Genomic DNA, 14,612 nt, shown 5'->3' with positions numbered 1-14,612 from the left:
GTAAGGATTAGTCCTCACTAAATGGTTCTTTTTAATCTTAAAAATCCTGATCGATGATTTTAGCCGAAAGCAATGCCAGTGGAATGCCTCCACCCGGATGTACACTTCCGCCGCAAAAGTAGAGGTTGTTTATCTTCGAGCTGAAGTTGGCGTGTCTTAAAAAAGCAGCAAATTGGTTATTAGAGCTATTCCCATACAGAGATCCCTGATACGAACCGGTTTTAGTTTCGATACTTCTGGGATCTAAAATCTGCTCGAAAACAATGGCGTTAGAGATGTCTTTTTTTAAAATCCTATTAAATTTGTTCAAAATATCTTTTCTGGCTTGGGCAATCAATGCATCCCAATTTTGCCCGTTGTTGGCGGGTACGTTAATCATTACGAACCAATTTTCGCATCCCTCTGGGGCGTCATTTTCAATGTGTTTTGATGTAATGTTAACGTAAATGGTTGGATCCTTATAAATGCTTTTTTCTTTCCAGATACAGTCAAATTCAGCCTTATAATCTTCGGCAAAAAGAATGTTATGTAAGCCCAACTCTGGATGAATCCCTTTTATTCCCCAGTAAAATATCAAAGCAGAACTGCTTCGTTCTTGTTGTAAAAGTTTTTTTGGTGCGGCAAAATTCTTCAAAAGGTTTTTGTAGGTAAACCAGATGTCTAAATTCGAGATGACAATGTTGGCATTTATGAATTCCCCATTACAGGTAATTCCCTCAACTTGCTGTTTTCCGCCCTGTGCTTTATAATGGATTTCTGCAACTTTCTTATTGTAATGGAAATGAACACCCAAATCTTCCGCCAATTTCACTAAAGAAGTTGTGATGCTATACATGCCCTTTTTCGGCAAAAATGCACCAAAATGGTATTCAAAATGTGGTATTACGTTTAGCGTTGCCGGTGCTTGATAAGGGTTCGAACCATTGTAAGTGGCATAGCGATTGAATAGCTGTGCAATTCTTTTATCCTTAAAAAATGCCTGATTAGCTTGGCTTTGGGTTCTAAAGGCATCAATCTGGCCAAATCGAAATACCGATTTTAACGTATCCCAATGGAGATAGCTTTTAATTTTATGAAGACTGCGTTCCAGAAACACCCGATTTGTTACTTCATAAATGGTTTCACTTTTTTTTAATAATGTGTTTACCTCTTGAGCAGTAGAATTCGTTTTTGTTTCCACCTCATGCGCAAATTTGTTTAAATCGGCGCTTGCTGTAATTTCGAGGCCATCTTCATAGAAATACCTGCAGATCTCATCTAATTTTTCGTATTTAAAATAATCAGATGGATTTTTGCCTGCCAATTTAAAAAGTTCATCCACATATTGGGGCATTGTGAAAAGACTTGGGCCTGCATCAAACCTAAAACCTTCGGCATTAATTTCTGCAAGCTTCCCGCCAGGATAGGCATTCGATTCAAACACATCAACATCAAAGCCTTTTATTGCCATCCGAATTGCAGCGGCTATTCCAGCAATTCCGGCTCCGATAATTATGGCTTTGGGTTTGGGCATGGCGCTAAAATAAGATAAATAAACGAGTTCAAATTATCCCGAAAGTCAGGGCAATGAAACAAGTTTACTATTTCAGATCACTTAAGTAGCTCATTTTTTGCTTTTCAATTTCGGCACTTGCCAGCTTAATGGCAGAGCTTACTTTGGAAGTTTCCTTTTTAACGGGCATGGTTGCAATGGTGGCCAATGCATCTACATACCATTTAGTCCATACCTCTAGGATGTGTTGCTCTTCTGTTGCGGGTTTCCCTGCTGCTATTGCTTTTTTGCTCAAATCAAATTCTTTTTTAAGTCTAACCAATGCATCGTTTTTTACTTGGCTTACTGTGGCTAAAGCGGTGTTTTCATTCGCAGAAATTAGCGTATAGGCAGCGGTTAAACCGCTAATGCCTACGTTTTTCATTTCAGTGGGCGAAACCTTATCTAGTCTGTCGTTATCGGTATGATAAAAAACATCTGTAAAATGCCACATCAATAAACCCGGAATTTTATTTTGAAGAAAGGGAGTATGGTCGCTGCCACCCTCAAATGGGTTATAGTTTACAGCCCAATTGGCAAATTGCCCTTGTGCTTTGCAAATATCGAATATAACATCATTAAAATAATGGGGGAAAAGATCCTTTTCGGTAACATCGCCTGCGCCCCATTCAGTGTGTTTATCGGTACCTCTCGTCCAGATTGCGGAAGGATCGGGCATTTTTTCTATTAGAAAAGACCCTCCAGTTTTTTGAGTGTCTTCTCCAACCATATCCAAACTCATGCCCCATAAAATTCCCTTCGCTCGAAGCGTATCTTCCGTAATGTAACGTCTGGTCGAAACAATTTCATCGCCCCATAAAAACGTAAGTGTACGTTGAGGAACAATTTTCTTCGATTTATAGAGTTCTGCGGTGAGGCGGGCCATTTCTGCCAAAGTTCCAACGCCACTTGCATTGTCGTTTGCACCAGGCTCTTGCACATGTGCACTAAAAACAAATCGTTCATCAGGTTTCAGATTACCTCTCACGTTTGCTACGATAGTAAGTTCTTCTGATGGATAAATTTTGGTTTCGATATTCACCTTTAGTTTGGTTGCTCCTTTTAAGCACTTGGCTTTTAATTTTTCCTTCGCGGCGTAAGATAAGAGTAAAGTCCAAACTTCGCTGTTGGCTTTCATACTACCAAATTGGATAGATGTTTGATGTTTTTCTGGCTGGGTATATTTGGGCATGGAGTAACCTAAAATACCAACGGCACCGCTCTTAACTGCAATTGCCAGCAATCTTGCTGGGTTGTTTTCTGAAAATAGGATTTTTCCTTTCAAATCCATTTTTTCGAGCTCAGCGGGCACAATTTTTTCGATGTAAACCACTTCTGCCGTCACGCCAGATGCAGGGGTAGAAACGCAATTAATGGGAATCATATTGCGGTTGGTGTTGAAGGTAATTAAAGGAGTCGATTCGCCAATAATATCGATGTTCGCTTGAACGGGCTCCCACGTGTTATTCTTCATTGGCCTCTTCTCAATACGGTAGGTTAAGGCCGATGCTGATTCATTTTCCTTCTGTTCTACAAATCCGGCTTTTTTTAAAATGTTTTCTACAAAGTGGATACTAGCATTGAAACCGGTATTGCCCGGAACACGAAAATATTGCTCTACAAATGCCGTGGTTTGAAAGGCGTTTTTCTCCTTAAAACCAGATCTGGTTAAGTTGAAATATGGTTCGCTTGGGTGTTGAGCGTAAGCCCCCAATCCCGCTAAAAGCAGTGTAAAAAGTATCTTCGTTTTCATTTACAAAATATAATGACGAAAGATACTAAGAATAATCAATCTGGTTTAATCGTATCGCTTTCCAGATTTATTTTTTAGGCCTTCATCAACCGAAAGCGGACCTGAGCCTATTACCCAAAACAAAATGAGTAAAAACAAAACTAGCACCGATAGCCATAATTCTGAATTGGGCAGTGAGAAACCAGGTGTTAAATTGATGAAGAAAACAGCGAATAATAGAATTGGGATCTGGATCACTACGGCAAATCGGGTAACTAAACCCAGCACAATTAATAGCCCACCAACCAAATGTGCAAAGGCAACTAAATGAATCCCAACGGTAATCATTACGCTAGAAAAGCCAAAAACATTGTTTTGTGTAATTAAATTTTGGAGTACCGAGGTATCGCTGATGAAAGAAATACCTTTTGCGAAAATAATGAGGCCGAGAATAATTCGGAGAAAATCTAGCCATTTTGCATGATGAACATCTCCCCAATGTTCAATTTTACGGATCACGTTCATGATGAACCTCCTTTTTATGTGAACTGATATATTAAGTTACAGTTTTAAATTTATTATTCCAATAACAATCTGAACATCAGGGTTTTTTGTTAGTTCACAATAATATTAAAATCTAATCCACCAATTGATGTAAAATTAATATATACCGTTTCGGTTTTCGGTATGAATTTTGTATTATTGCTTAAATAGATGGGTTTTTTATCATGAGCAAAGAAATATTAGAGTTTTCAGTACAAGTAGATGAAAAATTTGACCTAAATTTTAACTGGTTAGACGGCTTTTGGGGCGCAGCATTTAAATTTTTTGGAAGATAATTTTTAAAATCGAAGTTTTAGCTGGTGGGCATTCCCTGCTCGCATAACAATTTATTGTCTAATTATTTTCAAAATATAACTTACGAATTAACCACAAAAGATACAAAAGAAACAAAAGTTTTGGTTTCTCTGCTTCGGTCTTTCCCCCTTTGGTCTTTCCCCTTTAGTCTTTAGTCTTTTGCACCTTTGGTCTTTAGTCTTTCCCCCTTTAGTCTTTCAACATTAACGCTTATCTTTGATCCATAATGAGTAGAAGAAAATCTGGTACGGTCACCATAATTCCGAACGTACAAATAATTGATATTGCAGAAGAAGGCAAGGGCGTTGGTAAAGCCGATGAGTTGGTTATTTTCGTGGATAAAGCCGTTCCTGGTGATGTGGTTGATGTGAAGTTAACCAAAAAGAAAAAGAACTTTGCAGAGGCGATAATAGAGACCCTGCACGAAAAATCTGATTTAAGAACCGATCCATTTTGTCCACATTTTGGTACTTGTGGTGGTTGTAAGTGGCAACATATGGGTTACGATGCTCAATTAAAATTTAAGCAGAAAAATGTCGAAGCCGCCTTACAGCGTTTGGGTAAAATCGATACCACATCTGCCGAACCCATTCTTGGCTCGGCAAAGAACAGATATTACCGCAACAAGCTTGAATTTACCTTTTCCAATAAACGTTGGTTGGAACGCGCTGATGTTGAGCGAGATGAAGATTTTGATATGAATGCCTTGGGTTTTCATGTTCCATTGCGATTTGATAAAATTTTGGATATAGAACATTGCTATTTGCAAGATGAACCTTCAAATTCCATTAGAAATTCGGTGCGTGCGTATGCGCTCCAACATGGATTGTCTTTTTATGATTTAAGAAACCATGAAGGGGTTTTGCGTAATCTCATTATCCGTACCTCTACCACTGGTGAAGTTATGGTGGCAGTGATTTTTGCCTATCCAGAGCAAAAACAAGTAGATGATTTGATGGATTACTTGAAAACTGAATTTCCGCAAATTACTTCACTTTTATACATCATCAATCAGAAAAAGAATGATACCATTTTCGATCAGGAAGTGATCACTTTTGCAGGTCGCGATCATATTTTCGAGGAAATGGATGGTATCCGTTTCAAAATAGGTGTCAAGTCCTTCTATCAAACCAATTCTGAACAAGCTTTCGAGCTTTATAAAATCACACGTGATTTTGCTGGGTTTAAAGGGGATGAACTGGTTTATGATTTATATACTGGGGCAGGAACAATTGCGAATTTTATAGCCAAAGATGTTAAACAAGTTGTTGGTGTAGAATATGTTCCAACCGCTATTGAAGATGCTAAATTCAATTCAGCGTTAAATGGCATTAACAATACCCTCTTTTATGCTGGAGACATGAAAGATATTTTAACCTCAGAATTTATCCTTGCACATGGCAAGCCTGATGTGGTCATCACCGATCCACCGAGGGCAGGTATGCATGCCGATGTAGTTAAGCGATTATTAGAAACGGAAGCTGAAAAAATCGTTTATGTAAGCTGTAACGCGGCTACACAAGCACGGGATTTAGAATTGTTGAACGAAAAATATGATGTTGTGCGCATTAAGCCTGTGGATATGTTCCCGCATACGCAACACGTAGAAAATGTAGTTTTATTAAAATTGAAGGGCTTGAATTAAGAGTGTTGTTGCTCAACTTGCAATCATCTCATTTCAATGTTTCAAAATTAAACAAAAATGGACAGAGAAGAATTATTAAATGCCACACCAGAAGATAGTGGAGTCCCACAAAAACAGCAAAGTCCGCTGGTTAGTTTAGAGAAGGACCTAGAATTTTATGCTGATGCCATTAAAGAAGTTGCAATAGAAATTATGGTGGAGGGAATTTCTGCCCATCCAATTTTTATCGCACATCAACACGAGGTTAGTATTGGTGAAATTATTTTGAATAAAGAAGAATTGAACACCGACTGGACCATTCAGGCATCTACTTTAGAGGAGTTTGTAGAGAAGGGCATCATCAATAAAGAAAAGTATGAGCCTTTCTTAAAAGTTTATAAAAAGCCCGAAAATTTTATGTGTGTTTTCGTAATCGTACCAGAAGGGGCTAACTTCATTTATTACCCCTATAAAACTAAGGGTTAGAGAAAGCTACGTGATAAAAAAATGCTGTTTTGGATTTACAAAACAGCATTTCTTAAAATAAATCTTAGTTTTTTACCTTACATGATTAACATCGCCACTTTTAGAGCTGGATGTTTTTTTAAGCGAGGCATTGCCTTTATAATTTACGTCGCCACCACCACTTGCACTGGCTTCTAATCCCTTTTCTACATATACATTAACATCCGATCCGCCTGAGGCTGATACTTTTGCGTATTGCGTAGTTAGGTCAAAAGCATTAACATCACTCCCTCCGCTAGATTGTAAAGTCATATTTTCTGCTCTTCCTGATAAATCTAAATCACTTCCTCCGCTTGATTGGATTGAAAGATCGGTACAAATGATATTCATTTTTAAATCTGAACCACCCGAAGATTGAATGGCGAGTTTACTTACTTTAATTGTATTTTGAGTGTAAACATCAGATCCACCAGATGCAGCTAAAGCCGACAAGGTTTTATAGTTTACGTAAACTTTAATCACCTGATTTTTAAATAGACCGCCCCAATTTACGCCATCCTTAAATTTGATGGTTAGCTGGTTTCCATTTTGTTGAACAACAACATCTTTCATGGTTTCTGCATCTGTTTTAATGCTTACACTTTCGCTATTGCCTTGCGTTAAATATAAATCGATCCCGCTGCTTATTCCAATGCGACTGAAGTTTTTAACAGAAACATTTTTAGTTTCCTGTGCGCCTGCCATAAAACCGCTTGCAATTATGAATAGTAGGGCGAACGATTTGATTAGATTTTTCATGATTTTGTGTTTAGGTTATAGATTAGACGCCATCAATGCAAAAACGTTGCAAGCGGCGTAATTTATTTTTCAAATAGTTTGAATTTCATCCTTAAAATCGTTCTTTTTGTATTCAATCCTTTTTACAAATGGCCACATCGCAATTACTTATCCTCAATAAAAAGCAAATTCAACAGAAAATAGATCGTATTGCTTATCAAATTTTAGAAGATAATCTAAATGAGAAAGAAGTTGTACTTGCTGGCATTTGGGATCGTGGTTATAAACTGGCTCTACGAATTGAAAAAGTGCTGAAAAAAATAAGTGCTTTAAAAGTTACCCTGCTTCGAATTGATTTGGAAAGGGAAAGCAGTAAACTTATCGCTTCAACCGATTTGGACGAAAGCCATTGGAAAAACAAAGTCATCATTCTGGTGGATGATGTGTTAAACAGCGGAAAAACATTGGCGTATGGCTTGGGCGTTTTCTTAAACACACCCCATAAAAAAATTAGAACAGTGGTGCTGGTAGATCGAAGCCATAAAATTTTCCCCATCGCCACTGATTTTGTAGGGATAGAATTAGCAACGGTTTTAAAAGAACATGTTGATGTAGTGATGGATGTTGAGGGTGAAGAAGATCGTGTTTATTTAAGTTAGCCTCACTCAAACCCAATAGTTGCAAATGATCCTAATTTTTTGCAATTTCCCGCTATGTATCAACCACGAAAAAATACAATCATCCACGGCTTTTTTTCCTGGTACATTCAATACATTATTAAAAAGGATTTTTGTCTTTTCAACTACGATCAGGTTAGCCTCAAGACAGATTCATCCGTGCTTATTTTGGCCAATCATTTTAGCTGGTGGGATGGTTTTCTCCTATTCTTCATCAATAAAAAGGTGTTTAAAAAAAACTTTCATGTTTTGGTGAATGCTGAAAACTACAAAAAGGTTGGCTTTTTAAAATATCTTGGTGCTTTCGCCGCAGAGCATAGGGGAAAAGATGTGCTAGACACCTTAAATTATGCGGGTAATTTGTTGGATGATCCGCAGAATTTGGTTTTGGTATTTCCACAAGGCAAGCTCTATTCCAACCATGTTAAAAGTATTAATTTTGAAAAAGGTGTAATGCAAATGATTAATTCAAGTCAAAAAAGAATCAATATTGTTTTTGCCGCAACTTTTATCGATTATTTTGGGAAAAGAAAAGCTTCGGCTTACACCTATCTTCAAAATTGGGAAAACGAAGAGTATATCAGTTTACAATTGTTAAAAAGTGCTTACAACAAGCATTATGATAACGCCCTTATGAAACAAACAGAAATTACCGAATGACCATTTTTATTTACGCAGTACTTATTTTTTTAGTCATTCGGTTTTCGGTTACCGTTTTTAATTTTCTGTCTAATCCGAAACTTCCCAGATCCATAAAGCACCATCAAGACAAAGTTTCCATTCTTATTCCGGCTAGAAATGAAGCTGATAACATACTCTCATTGCTGCAATCTATTAAAAATCAAGACTATGCCAATTATGAGGTTGTGGTTTTGGATGACGGTAGTACAGATGAGACCTTCGCTATTGCACAACAATTCTGCGATCATAATGCCCAATTTAAGGTTGTAAAAGGTGAGCAACTTCTGGCTGGTTGGCTAGGTAAAAACTTTGCATGTCATCAACTTAGCCAAATGGCATCAGGTAAATATCTTCTTTTCATTGATGCAGATGAATCCATCCAGCGTGGCTTAATAAACAGTTTGATTAACCGAATGGAGCAAGGTAAGCTGGCTTTGCTAAGTCTTTTTACCAATCAACAAATGCTTAGCATTGGAGAAAAACTTACTGTTCCTTTAATGCATTTTATCCTGTTGAATTTGCTGCCCCTCCGGTTGGTCAAACTTTCGGCTAATCCTGCATTTTCTGCCGCAAGCGGACAATGTATGTTTTTTAATGCCTCAAATTATAGCGCAAACCTATGGCACGAACGGGTAAAAAACCAAGTTGTGGAGGATGTAGAAATTATGAAACAGGTTAAGCTTGAAAAAAATAATGCTGAAGCTTTACTGGCCAATGGCATGATTTACTGTAGAATGTACAAAAATTTGGAGGAAAGCTTAAACGGATTTAGTAAAAATTTACTCGCGGGTTTTGGTAATAACATTATAATATTATTACTTTACTTGCTTTTGGTAATTATAGGTCCAGTAATATTAATTTTGAACTTTAATATTACTTTACTTGTATTACCGATTACATTAATTGTATTAGGTAGAATAATGATTTCATTTTTATCCGGACAAAACGTTCTGATGAATTTGATTTTGCATCCGTTGCAAATGTTATTCTTCTTAATTATTTCATTAATCTCTATAAAAAAATACATTTTTAAAACCGGCACATGGAAGGGCAGAACGATCAAACAGATTTAAAAGTTAAAAAAATAGCAGTTGCTGTAATTATCGTTTTTCATTTGGTTGGTTTATTGGGTTTCTTAATCCCAGTTGCGCAACCCTATTTTATGAGGTTGGTTCCATTTCATTTACTTTTGATGTTCGCGGTTATTGTTTTTTCTTACAATGGCGATATTAAAAGGCTTTTATTATTTGTTTCGGGCGTTTTTCTTTGTGGGTTTTTGGTCGAAGTTTTGGGCATTCATACTGGAAAGATTTTTGGAAGTTATTATTACGGAGATACTTTAGGCTATAAAATTGCTGCGGTGCCGCTACTAATGGGCGTAAACTGGGTGATTTTGATTTTCAGTATTGGCCAGATGATGAAAACCCTGAAAATTAGGAATAGTATTTTGGCTTCTGCTTTGGGCGCAATTTGTTTGGTGACATTTGATTTCTTTCTAGAACCCGTAGCCATGAAATTTGATTATTGGCATTGGGATTGGCATACCATTCCCCTTCAAAATTACATCGCCTGGTTTATCGTATCGGTTATCTTACTTAAATTTTACTATGCTTTGGGCTTAAAGCAGCAAAAATATATCGGAATTTCGATGTTTGTGGCTCAGTTTATATTTTTTGTTGTCTTATACATGACAACGCGAACAAATATTTTTGCTTAATTTTGTTGCAATGAGTTATAATTTACAAGTCACCATAGATAAATCATCGGGCTTTTGCTTTGGTGTAGTTTACGCTATAGAAATGGCCGAAGATATTTTAGATCAGGAAGGCTATTTATATTGTTTGGGTGATATTGTACATAATGATGAAGAGGTAGAAAGGTTAACCGCAAGAGGTTTAAAAATTATCGATCACGAGGTTTTAAAAAACCTTAAAAACGAAAAAGTTTTAATTAGAGCACACGGCGAGGCACCATCTACTTATCAGCTTGCTTTAGAAAACAATCTGATCTTAATCGATGCATCGTGCCCGGTGGTTTTGAAACTGCAAAATCGCATCAAGAACTCTCATGATGACAATGAACAAATTTTAATTTTTGGTAAACATGGTCATGCTGAAGTAATTGGCTTACAAGGACAAACCGATGGAAAAGCGATCGTATTTCAAGATTTAGCCGAACTGGATGCCGTTGACTTGCCTGCTAAATTTACTTTGTACAGCCAAACCACCAAGAGTACAGATAAATTTTACCACATAAAAGATGAATTATTAGGTCGTGGGTATGAGGTAAAGGCAAACGATACCATTTGCAGACAGGTTTCTAACCGGTATGATGAGTTGGAAAAATTTGTTGCCGACTTTGATAAGATCATTTTTGTTTCAGGTAAAAAATCATCCAATGGGAGGGTACTTTACGACGTTTGCAAAAAACACAACGAGAATTCCTACTTCGTTTCCAATGTGGAAGACATAGATCAATCATGGTTTGCCGAAAATGATAAAGTTGGAATTTGCGGTGCAACCTCTACACCAATGTGGTTGATGGAAAAAGTTAAAGTTGCATTGGAGCAGTATTAGCATTTGCTTTTTCAAATCAATTTTCGCTTTCATTGGTTTAAATTTTACCTAATTAATTAAAAGCTTCAATTTGGAAATTAGAAATCAATATACAGGCATCATCGTTGCATCTACAGTGCTAATATGTTGGTTTACTACACTTTATTTTCTTTTAACGTGGGATTTTAGTTGGACTAACCCGCTTGTTTATCTCCTCATTTTTGTGCAAATGCATTTATATACGGGTTTGTTTATAACAGCACACGATGCTATGCATGGCACAATTTCAATTAACAAATCACTCAACAATTTTTTCGGGTCTGTTGCAGTGTTTCTTTACGCAGGCTTTTTTTACAGCACCCTGTTCACTAAGCACCACAAACACCATAAGCATGTCCATACGGCTGAAGATCCGGATTATGCAAATCATGGCTTTTGGCGTTGGTATTTAAGCTTTATGCTCAATTATGTAAATGTTATTCAGCTTCTCATTATGGCTGTGGCCTTTAATGTGTTAAAAATTTGGGTTGATCAAACAAATTTGTTGCTGTTTTGGGTTCTACCTTCATTAATGAGCACCTTTCAACTTTTTTACTTTGGTACTTATTTGCCACATAAAGGAGAGCATGATAACGAATATCAATCCTCTACCATTCAAAAAAATCACTTTGTGGCCTTTATAACCTGTTATTTTTTTGGTTATCATTTAGAGCATCATCAAAAACCTAATATGCCCTGGTGGCAATTGCATAAAACAAAAAGTTAGTTTTTCTCCTGAAAGGAGAACTCTTTAAATCAAGGTTCCAAGTGTAATGATACTTGAATTAAATTTGACTAAAAAATGTCTGCTCAAATCCTTTTGGGGTATGTATAAAACAATAAAAAGCCGATATTTACCATCCAAAACATATTCTTTAAATTTAAATGAGCAAAAAAGGAATTTTACTGGTCAATTTAGGTACACCTGATAGTCCTGCAGTATCTGATGTTAAAAAATATTTAGATCAATTTTTAATGGATGAAAGGGTAATTGATATTCCTGCCTTTAACCGTACGCTTTTAGTAAAGGGCATTATTGTTCCATTCCGAAGCCCAAAAACAGCTAAATTATATAAAGAGATCTGGAGTGAAAACGGTTCTCCGCTTTTGTTTTATAGCCAAATTCAGGCGAAAATGCTTCAAGAAAGACTCGGCGACGAATATCATGTAGAATTGGCCATGCGTTACCAAAATCCTTCAATTGCATCAGCGTTAGCAAACTTAAAAGCAGGTTTGGTAGAAAGCATACAGGTTATTCCAATGTTTCCGCAATATGCATCGGCAAGCACAGGTTCTGTAATGCAAATGGTAATGGAATTGGTTAGTAAATGGCAAACAGTGCCGCCAATTTCGTTTGTTAACTCTTTTCACGACAATGAGTTAATGATTAAGGTTTTTGCTGAAAATGCCAGAAAGCATGATATAGCAAGTTATGATCATGTTCTGTTTAGTTTCCATGGTTTACCAGAAAGGCAATTGTTAAAATGCGATCACACAGGTAGTTATTGTCTAAAAAATGCCGATTGTTGCCAAACCTTAAATGATACCAATAAATTTTGCTATTCCGCTCAGGGACATGATACGGCCAGATTAATCGCCAAAGAACTCAATTTATCACGAGAAAATTATACCGTTTGCTTTCAGTCTAGGTTAGGGAAAGAGCCTTGGGTACAGCCCTACACGACAGATGTTTTGAAGAAACTTGCAGGCGAGGGGAAGAAAAGGCTTTTGGTTTTCAGTCCGGCTTTTGTTGCCGATTGTTTGGAAACTTTGTATGAAATTACGGTAGAATACCACGAAGAATTTAGGGAATTGGGTGGAGAACACGTTCAGTTGGTAGAGAGTTTAAATGATAGTCCCGTATTCATTGAAGCATTAGTGGGCATGGTAAAATAATCTGAATGGTGGGGTTAATCATCATAATGGGTGTATCTGGTAGTGGTAAAACGGTTATCGGTGAGGCCATTGCCCAGAGGATGAATGCTCGATTTGTTGATGGAGATCATCTTCATAGTCAACGAAACATCGATAAAATGGCATCAGGTATTCCATTAACCGATGCAGATCGGCTGGATTGGCTTAAGCTCGTTGCTCAAGTTGGCAAAAAGGAGGTGGCTCATAATCACAAATGCGTTATTGCCTGTTCAGCGCTGAAGAAATCATATCGTGATGTTATCAGATTAGAGAATGAACAACTAATATTTATCTATTTGAAAGGAAGTTTTGATTTGATAGAATTGAGATTGGCACTGCGACAAGGCCATTATATGCCAAAGGGTTTATTGCAGAGTCAGTTTGATGCTTTAGAAGAACCCAAAAATGGAGAAAATGATGTTGTTCAGGTAGAAATCAATCAGAGTATTCCTGAAATTATAAACGATATTTTTAATTCTGGCCAGCTTTCGTAATCATTTTAATGATTTGGTCAGTTGAGCCCTTTTTATCTTCAACATACTTCTTTGCCTGCTCGGATGCGAATTGATTTTCTTTAAAATCTTCAAAAGCCAAGGCTAGTTCCTCTACGGTGGAAATGCTTTTTGCAGAACCTAAAGCAATGAGGTCTTTAGCTTCTTGAAACTTCTGGTACTTTGGCCCAAAAATTACCGGTAATCCAAAAGCAGCAGCTTCTAAAGTATTGTGAATTCCATTTCCGAAACCACCGCCAATATAAGCCAATTGGCCATATTGATATAATGAGGAAAGCATCCCAATATTGTCGATAATAAGGACTTGGGCATTCACATGGTTATCTGGATTTAAAGTAGAAAATTTCAGGGCAATATTAGAAAATTGTTTTTCTATACTTTCAATATGTTGGCTATCAATTTCATGCGGGGCGATGATAAATTTCCAACTGGGATATTGCGCAGGCAAAGTTGATAATGTCTTTTCATCTTCAGGCCAAGTGCTTCCGCAGATTATGGTTGGAGCATTGCCAATAAACCTTTCAATTTCGGGAAGTGATTTTACAGATTTTGTATTTTGATACACTCGATCAAATCTGGTATCTCCACTAAGCACACAATTCTCTATGCCAATCGAATTCAGCAGTTTAATGCTTTGTTCATTTTGCACAAAGAAATAGCTTACACATTTCAGCATCTTACGATAAAATCCTCCATACCATTTAAAGAAGATTTGGTTTTCTCTAAAAATTCCGGAAATTAGATACAATGGTATCTCCCTACCTTTAAGTTCCATAAAATAGAAGTACCAAAATTCATACTTGGTAAAAATGGCCATTTCTGGATTGATTAGATTTACAAATCGCCGTGCATTACGTGCGGTATCAATAGGTAAATAGAAAACATCCGCAAGCGCATAATCTTTTCTAATTTCATAGCCAGAGGGAGAAAAAAAAGTTACAACTAGCTGTTTATTAGGGAATTTGTTCTTGATTTCTTCCAAAACGGGTCGGCCCTGCTCAAATTCCCCTAAAGAGGCAAAGTGAAACCAGATGTGCTTTTCTTTTGAGTTTACTTTTTTTGCAATTTTGTTTAAAAGATTCTTTCTTCCATTAACAAAAAGTGAGGCTTTGGTATTGAAAATTGATAAAAAGCAAATAATTGCGTAGTATAATCTAATTCCTAAGGAGTAAAGCACAAGCATTGAATGTAATTTATTATCTTCGTCGCAAGATAAAACGAAAATATTTAAAACTCCCTAATTAAAT

General features: G+C 36.8%; 16 protein-coding genes. 11 read left to right on the top strand and 5 right to left on the bottom strand.

Going from position 1 to position 14,612, the window contains the following annotated elements; translation table 11 throughout:
* Positions 1-37: 37 nt before the first annotated feature.
* The 3 genes from crtD to DHW03_RS07015 form a co-directional block, all read right to left on the bottom strand.
* The gene (crtD, locus tag DHW03_RS07025) at positions 38-1,513 is read right to left on the bottom strand and encodes a 1-hydroxycarotenoid 3,4-desaturase CrtD (RefSeq protein WP_109925072.1); all 1,476 of its coding nucleotides are present in this window, start codon (positions 1,511-1,513) and stop codon (positions 38-40) included.
* Between the two features lie 67 nt (positions 1,514-1,580).
* A complete protein-coding gene (locus tag DHW03_RS07020; protein ID WP_109925071.1) occupies positions 1,581-3,284 on the bottom strand; it encodes a M28 family peptidase in 1,704 nt (567 codons plus the stop codon).
* Between the two features lie 45 nt (positions 3,285-3,329).
* Entirely contained in the window at positions 3,330-3,788 is a 459-nt protein-coding gene (locus tag DHW03_RS07015) for a DoxX family protein (protein ID WP_109925070.1), read from the bottom strand.
* A 203-nt stretch (positions 3,789-3,991) separates the two neighbouring features.
* Here DHW03_RS07015 and DHW03_RS07010 point away from each other — a divergent pair, with 203 nt between their 5' ends.
* The 3 genes from DHW03_RS07010 (at position 3,992) to DHW03_RS07000 (ending at position 6,231) form a co-directional block, all read left to right on the top strand.
* The gene (locus DHW03_RS07010) at positions 3,992-4,102 is read left to right on the top strand and encodes a phenylalanyl-tRNA synthetase subunit alpha (protein WP_109925069.1); all 111 of its coding nucleotides are present in this window, start codon (positions 3,992-3,994) and stop codon (positions 4,100-4,102) included.
* 245 nt (positions 4,103-4,347) lie between these two features.
* Positions 4,348-5,766, top strand: a complete 1,419-nt coding sequence (rlmD, locus tag DHW03_RS07005; protein WP_109925068.1) for a 23S rRNA (uracil(1939)-C(5))-methyltransferase RlmD — start codon at positions 4,348-4,350, stop codon at positions 5,764-5,766.
* A gap of 57 nt (positions 5,767-5,823) precedes the next feature.
* On the top strand, positions 5,824-6,231 hold the full coding sequence (locus DHW03_RS07000; protein WP_109925067.1) for a hypothetical protein: 408 nt from the start codon (positions 5,824-5,826) through the stop codon (positions 6,229-6,231).
* A 72-nt stretch (positions 6,232-6,303) separates the two neighbouring features.
* Here DHW03_RS07000 and DHW03_RS06995 read toward each other — a convergent pair whose 3' ends face one another.
* Entirely contained in the window at positions 6,304-7,008 is a 705-nt protein-coding gene (locus DHW03_RS06995; protein ID WP_109925066.1) for a head GIN domain-containing protein, read from the bottom strand.
* A 128-nt stretch (positions 7,009-7,136) separates the two neighbouring features.
* Between DHW03_RS06995 and DHW03_RS06990 the strand changes: the two genes are divergently transcribed.
* From DHW03_RS06990 to DHW03_RS06955, 8 genes are all read left to right on the top strand, one after another.
* Positions 7,137-7,646: a phosphoribosyltransferase family protein gene (locus DHW03_RS06990; RefSeq protein ID WP_109925065.1), complete on the top strand. Its 510-nt coding sequence runs from the start codon at positions 7,137-7,139 to the stop codon at positions 7,644-7,646.
* A gap of 54 nt (positions 7,647-7,700) precedes the next feature.
* On the top strand, positions 7,701-8,324 hold the full coding sequence (locus tag DHW03_RS06985; RefSeq protein WP_109925064.1) for a 1-acyl-sn-glycerol-3-phosphate acyltransferase: 624 nt from the start codon (positions 7,701-7,703) through the stop codon (positions 8,322-8,324).
* The gene (locus DHW03_RS06980; RefSeq protein ID WP_109925063.1) at positions 8,321-9,418 is read left to right on the top strand and encodes a glycosyltransferase; all 1,098 of its coding nucleotides are present in this window, start codon (positions 8,321-8,323) and stop codon (positions 9,416-9,418) included. The genes DHW03_RS06985 and DHW03_RS06980 overlap by 4 nt, the downstream gene beginning before the upstream one ends.
* Positions 9,388-10,062 (top strand): carotenoid biosynthesis protein, encoded by a 675-nt coding sequence (locus tag DHW03_RS06975; RefSeq protein WP_109925062.1) that lies wholly within the window; start codon positions 9,388-9,390, stop codon positions 10,060-10,062. Before DHW03_RS06980 ends, DHW03_RS06975 begins: the two co-directional genes overlap by 31 nt.
* 10 nt (positions 10,063-10,072) lie before the next feature.
* Entirely contained in the window at positions 10,073-10,921 is an 849-nt protein-coding gene (locus DHW03_RS06970) for a 4-hydroxy-3-methylbut-2-enyl diphosphate reductase (protein WP_109925061.1), read from the top strand.
* A gap of 70 nt (positions 10,922-10,991) precedes the next feature.
* The gene (locus DHW03_RS06965) at positions 10,992-11,666 is read left to right on the top strand and encodes a fatty acid desaturase (protein ID WP_109925060.1); all 675 of its coding nucleotides are present in this window, start codon (positions 10,992-10,994) and stop codon (positions 11,664-11,666) included.
* A 158-nt stretch (positions 11,667-11,824) separates the two neighbouring features.
* Positions 11,825-12,835 carry a ferrochelatase gene (gene hemH / locus DHW03_RS06960; protein ID WP_109925059.1) on the top strand — a complete coding sequence of 337 codons (1,011 nt, stop codon included), beginning with the start codon at positions 11,825-11,827 and terminating at the stop codon, positions 12,833-12,835.
* Positions 12,836-12,840: 5 nt separating this feature from the next.
* Positions 12,841-13,347, top strand: a complete 507-nt coding sequence (locus DHW03_RS06955; RefSeq protein ID WP_109925058.1) for a gluconokinase — start codon at positions 12,841-12,843, stop codon at positions 13,345-13,347.
* Here the strand turns inward: DHW03_RS06955 and DHW03_RS06950 are convergent.
* Positions 13,325-14,548, bottom strand: coding sequence for a 3-deoxy-D-manno-octulosonic acid transferase (locus tag DHW03_RS06950; protein ID WP_109925057.1), 1,224 nt, complete (start codon positions 14,546-14,548; stop codon positions 13,325-13,327). The two genes, DHW03_RS06955 and DHW03_RS06950, sit on opposite strands and share 23 nt — an antisense overlap.
* Positions 14,549-14,612: the final 64 nt, after the last annotated feature.

Source organism: Pedobacter yonginensis, from assembly GCF_003173595.1.
GTDB lineage: Bacteria > Bacteroidota > Bacteroidia > Sphingobacteriales > Sphingobacteriaceae > Pedobacter > Pedobacter yonginense.
Note: the sequence above shows the minus strand (reverse complement) of the source record. Positions and strands in the feature narration are given on the sequence as shown.

Coding starts and splice junctions, on each gene's coding strand:
- crtD (WP_109925072.1), bottom strand. CDS start 1,513: ATGCCCAAACCCAAAGCCATAATTATCGGAGCCGGAATTGCTGGAATA.
- DHW03_RS07020 (WP_109925071.1), bottom strand. CDS start 3,284: ATGAAAACGAAGATACTTTTTACACTGCTTTTAGCGGGATTGGGGGCT.
- DHW03_RS07015 (WP_109925070.1), bottom strand. CDS start 3,788: ATGAACGTGATCCGTAAAATTGAACATTGGGGAGATGTTCATCATGCA.
- DHW03_RS07010 (WP_109925069.1), top strand. CDS start 3,992: ATGAGCAAAGAAATATTAGAGTTTTCAGTACAAGTAGATGAAAAATTT.
- rlmD (WP_109925068.1), top strand. CDS start 4,348: ATGAGTAGAAGAAAATCTGGTACGGTCACCATAATTCCGAACGTACAA.
- DHW03_RS07000 (WP_109925067.1), top strand. CDS start 5,824: ATGGACAGAGAAGAATTATTAAATGCCACACCAGAAGATAGTGGAGTC.
- DHW03_RS06995 (WP_109925066.1), bottom strand. CDS start 7,008: ATGAAAAATCTAATCAAATCGTTCGCCCTACTATTCATAATTGCAAGC.
- DHW03_RS06990 (WP_109925065.1), top strand. CDS start 7,137: ATGGCCACATCGCAATTACTTATCCTCAATAAAAAGCAAATTCAACAG.
- DHW03_RS06985 (WP_109925064.1), top strand. CDS start 7,701: ATGTATCAACCACGAAAAAATACAATCATCCACGGCTTTTTTTCCTGG.
- DHW03_RS06980 (WP_109925063.1), top strand. CDS start 8,321: ATGACCATTTTTATTTACGCAGTACTTATTTTTTTAGTCATTCGGTTT.
- DHW03_RS06975 (WP_109925062.1), top strand. CDS start 9,388: ATGGAAGGGCAGAACGATCAAACAGATTTAAAAGTTAAAAAAATAGCA.
- DHW03_RS06970 (WP_109925061.1), top strand. CDS start 10,073: ATGAGTTATAATTTACAAGTCACCATAGATAAATCATCGGGCTTTTGC.
- hemH (WP_109925059.1), top strand. CDS start 11,825: ATGAGCAAAAAAGGAATTTTACTGGTCAATTTAGGTACACCTGATAGT.
- DHW03_RS06955 (WP_109925058.1), top strand. CDS start 12,841: ATGGTGGGGTTAATCATCATAATGGGTGTATCTGGTAGTGGTAAAACG.
- DHW03_RS06950 (WP_109925057.1), bottom strand. CDS start 14,548: ATGCTTGTGCTTTACTCCTTAGGAATTAGATTATACTACGCAATTATT.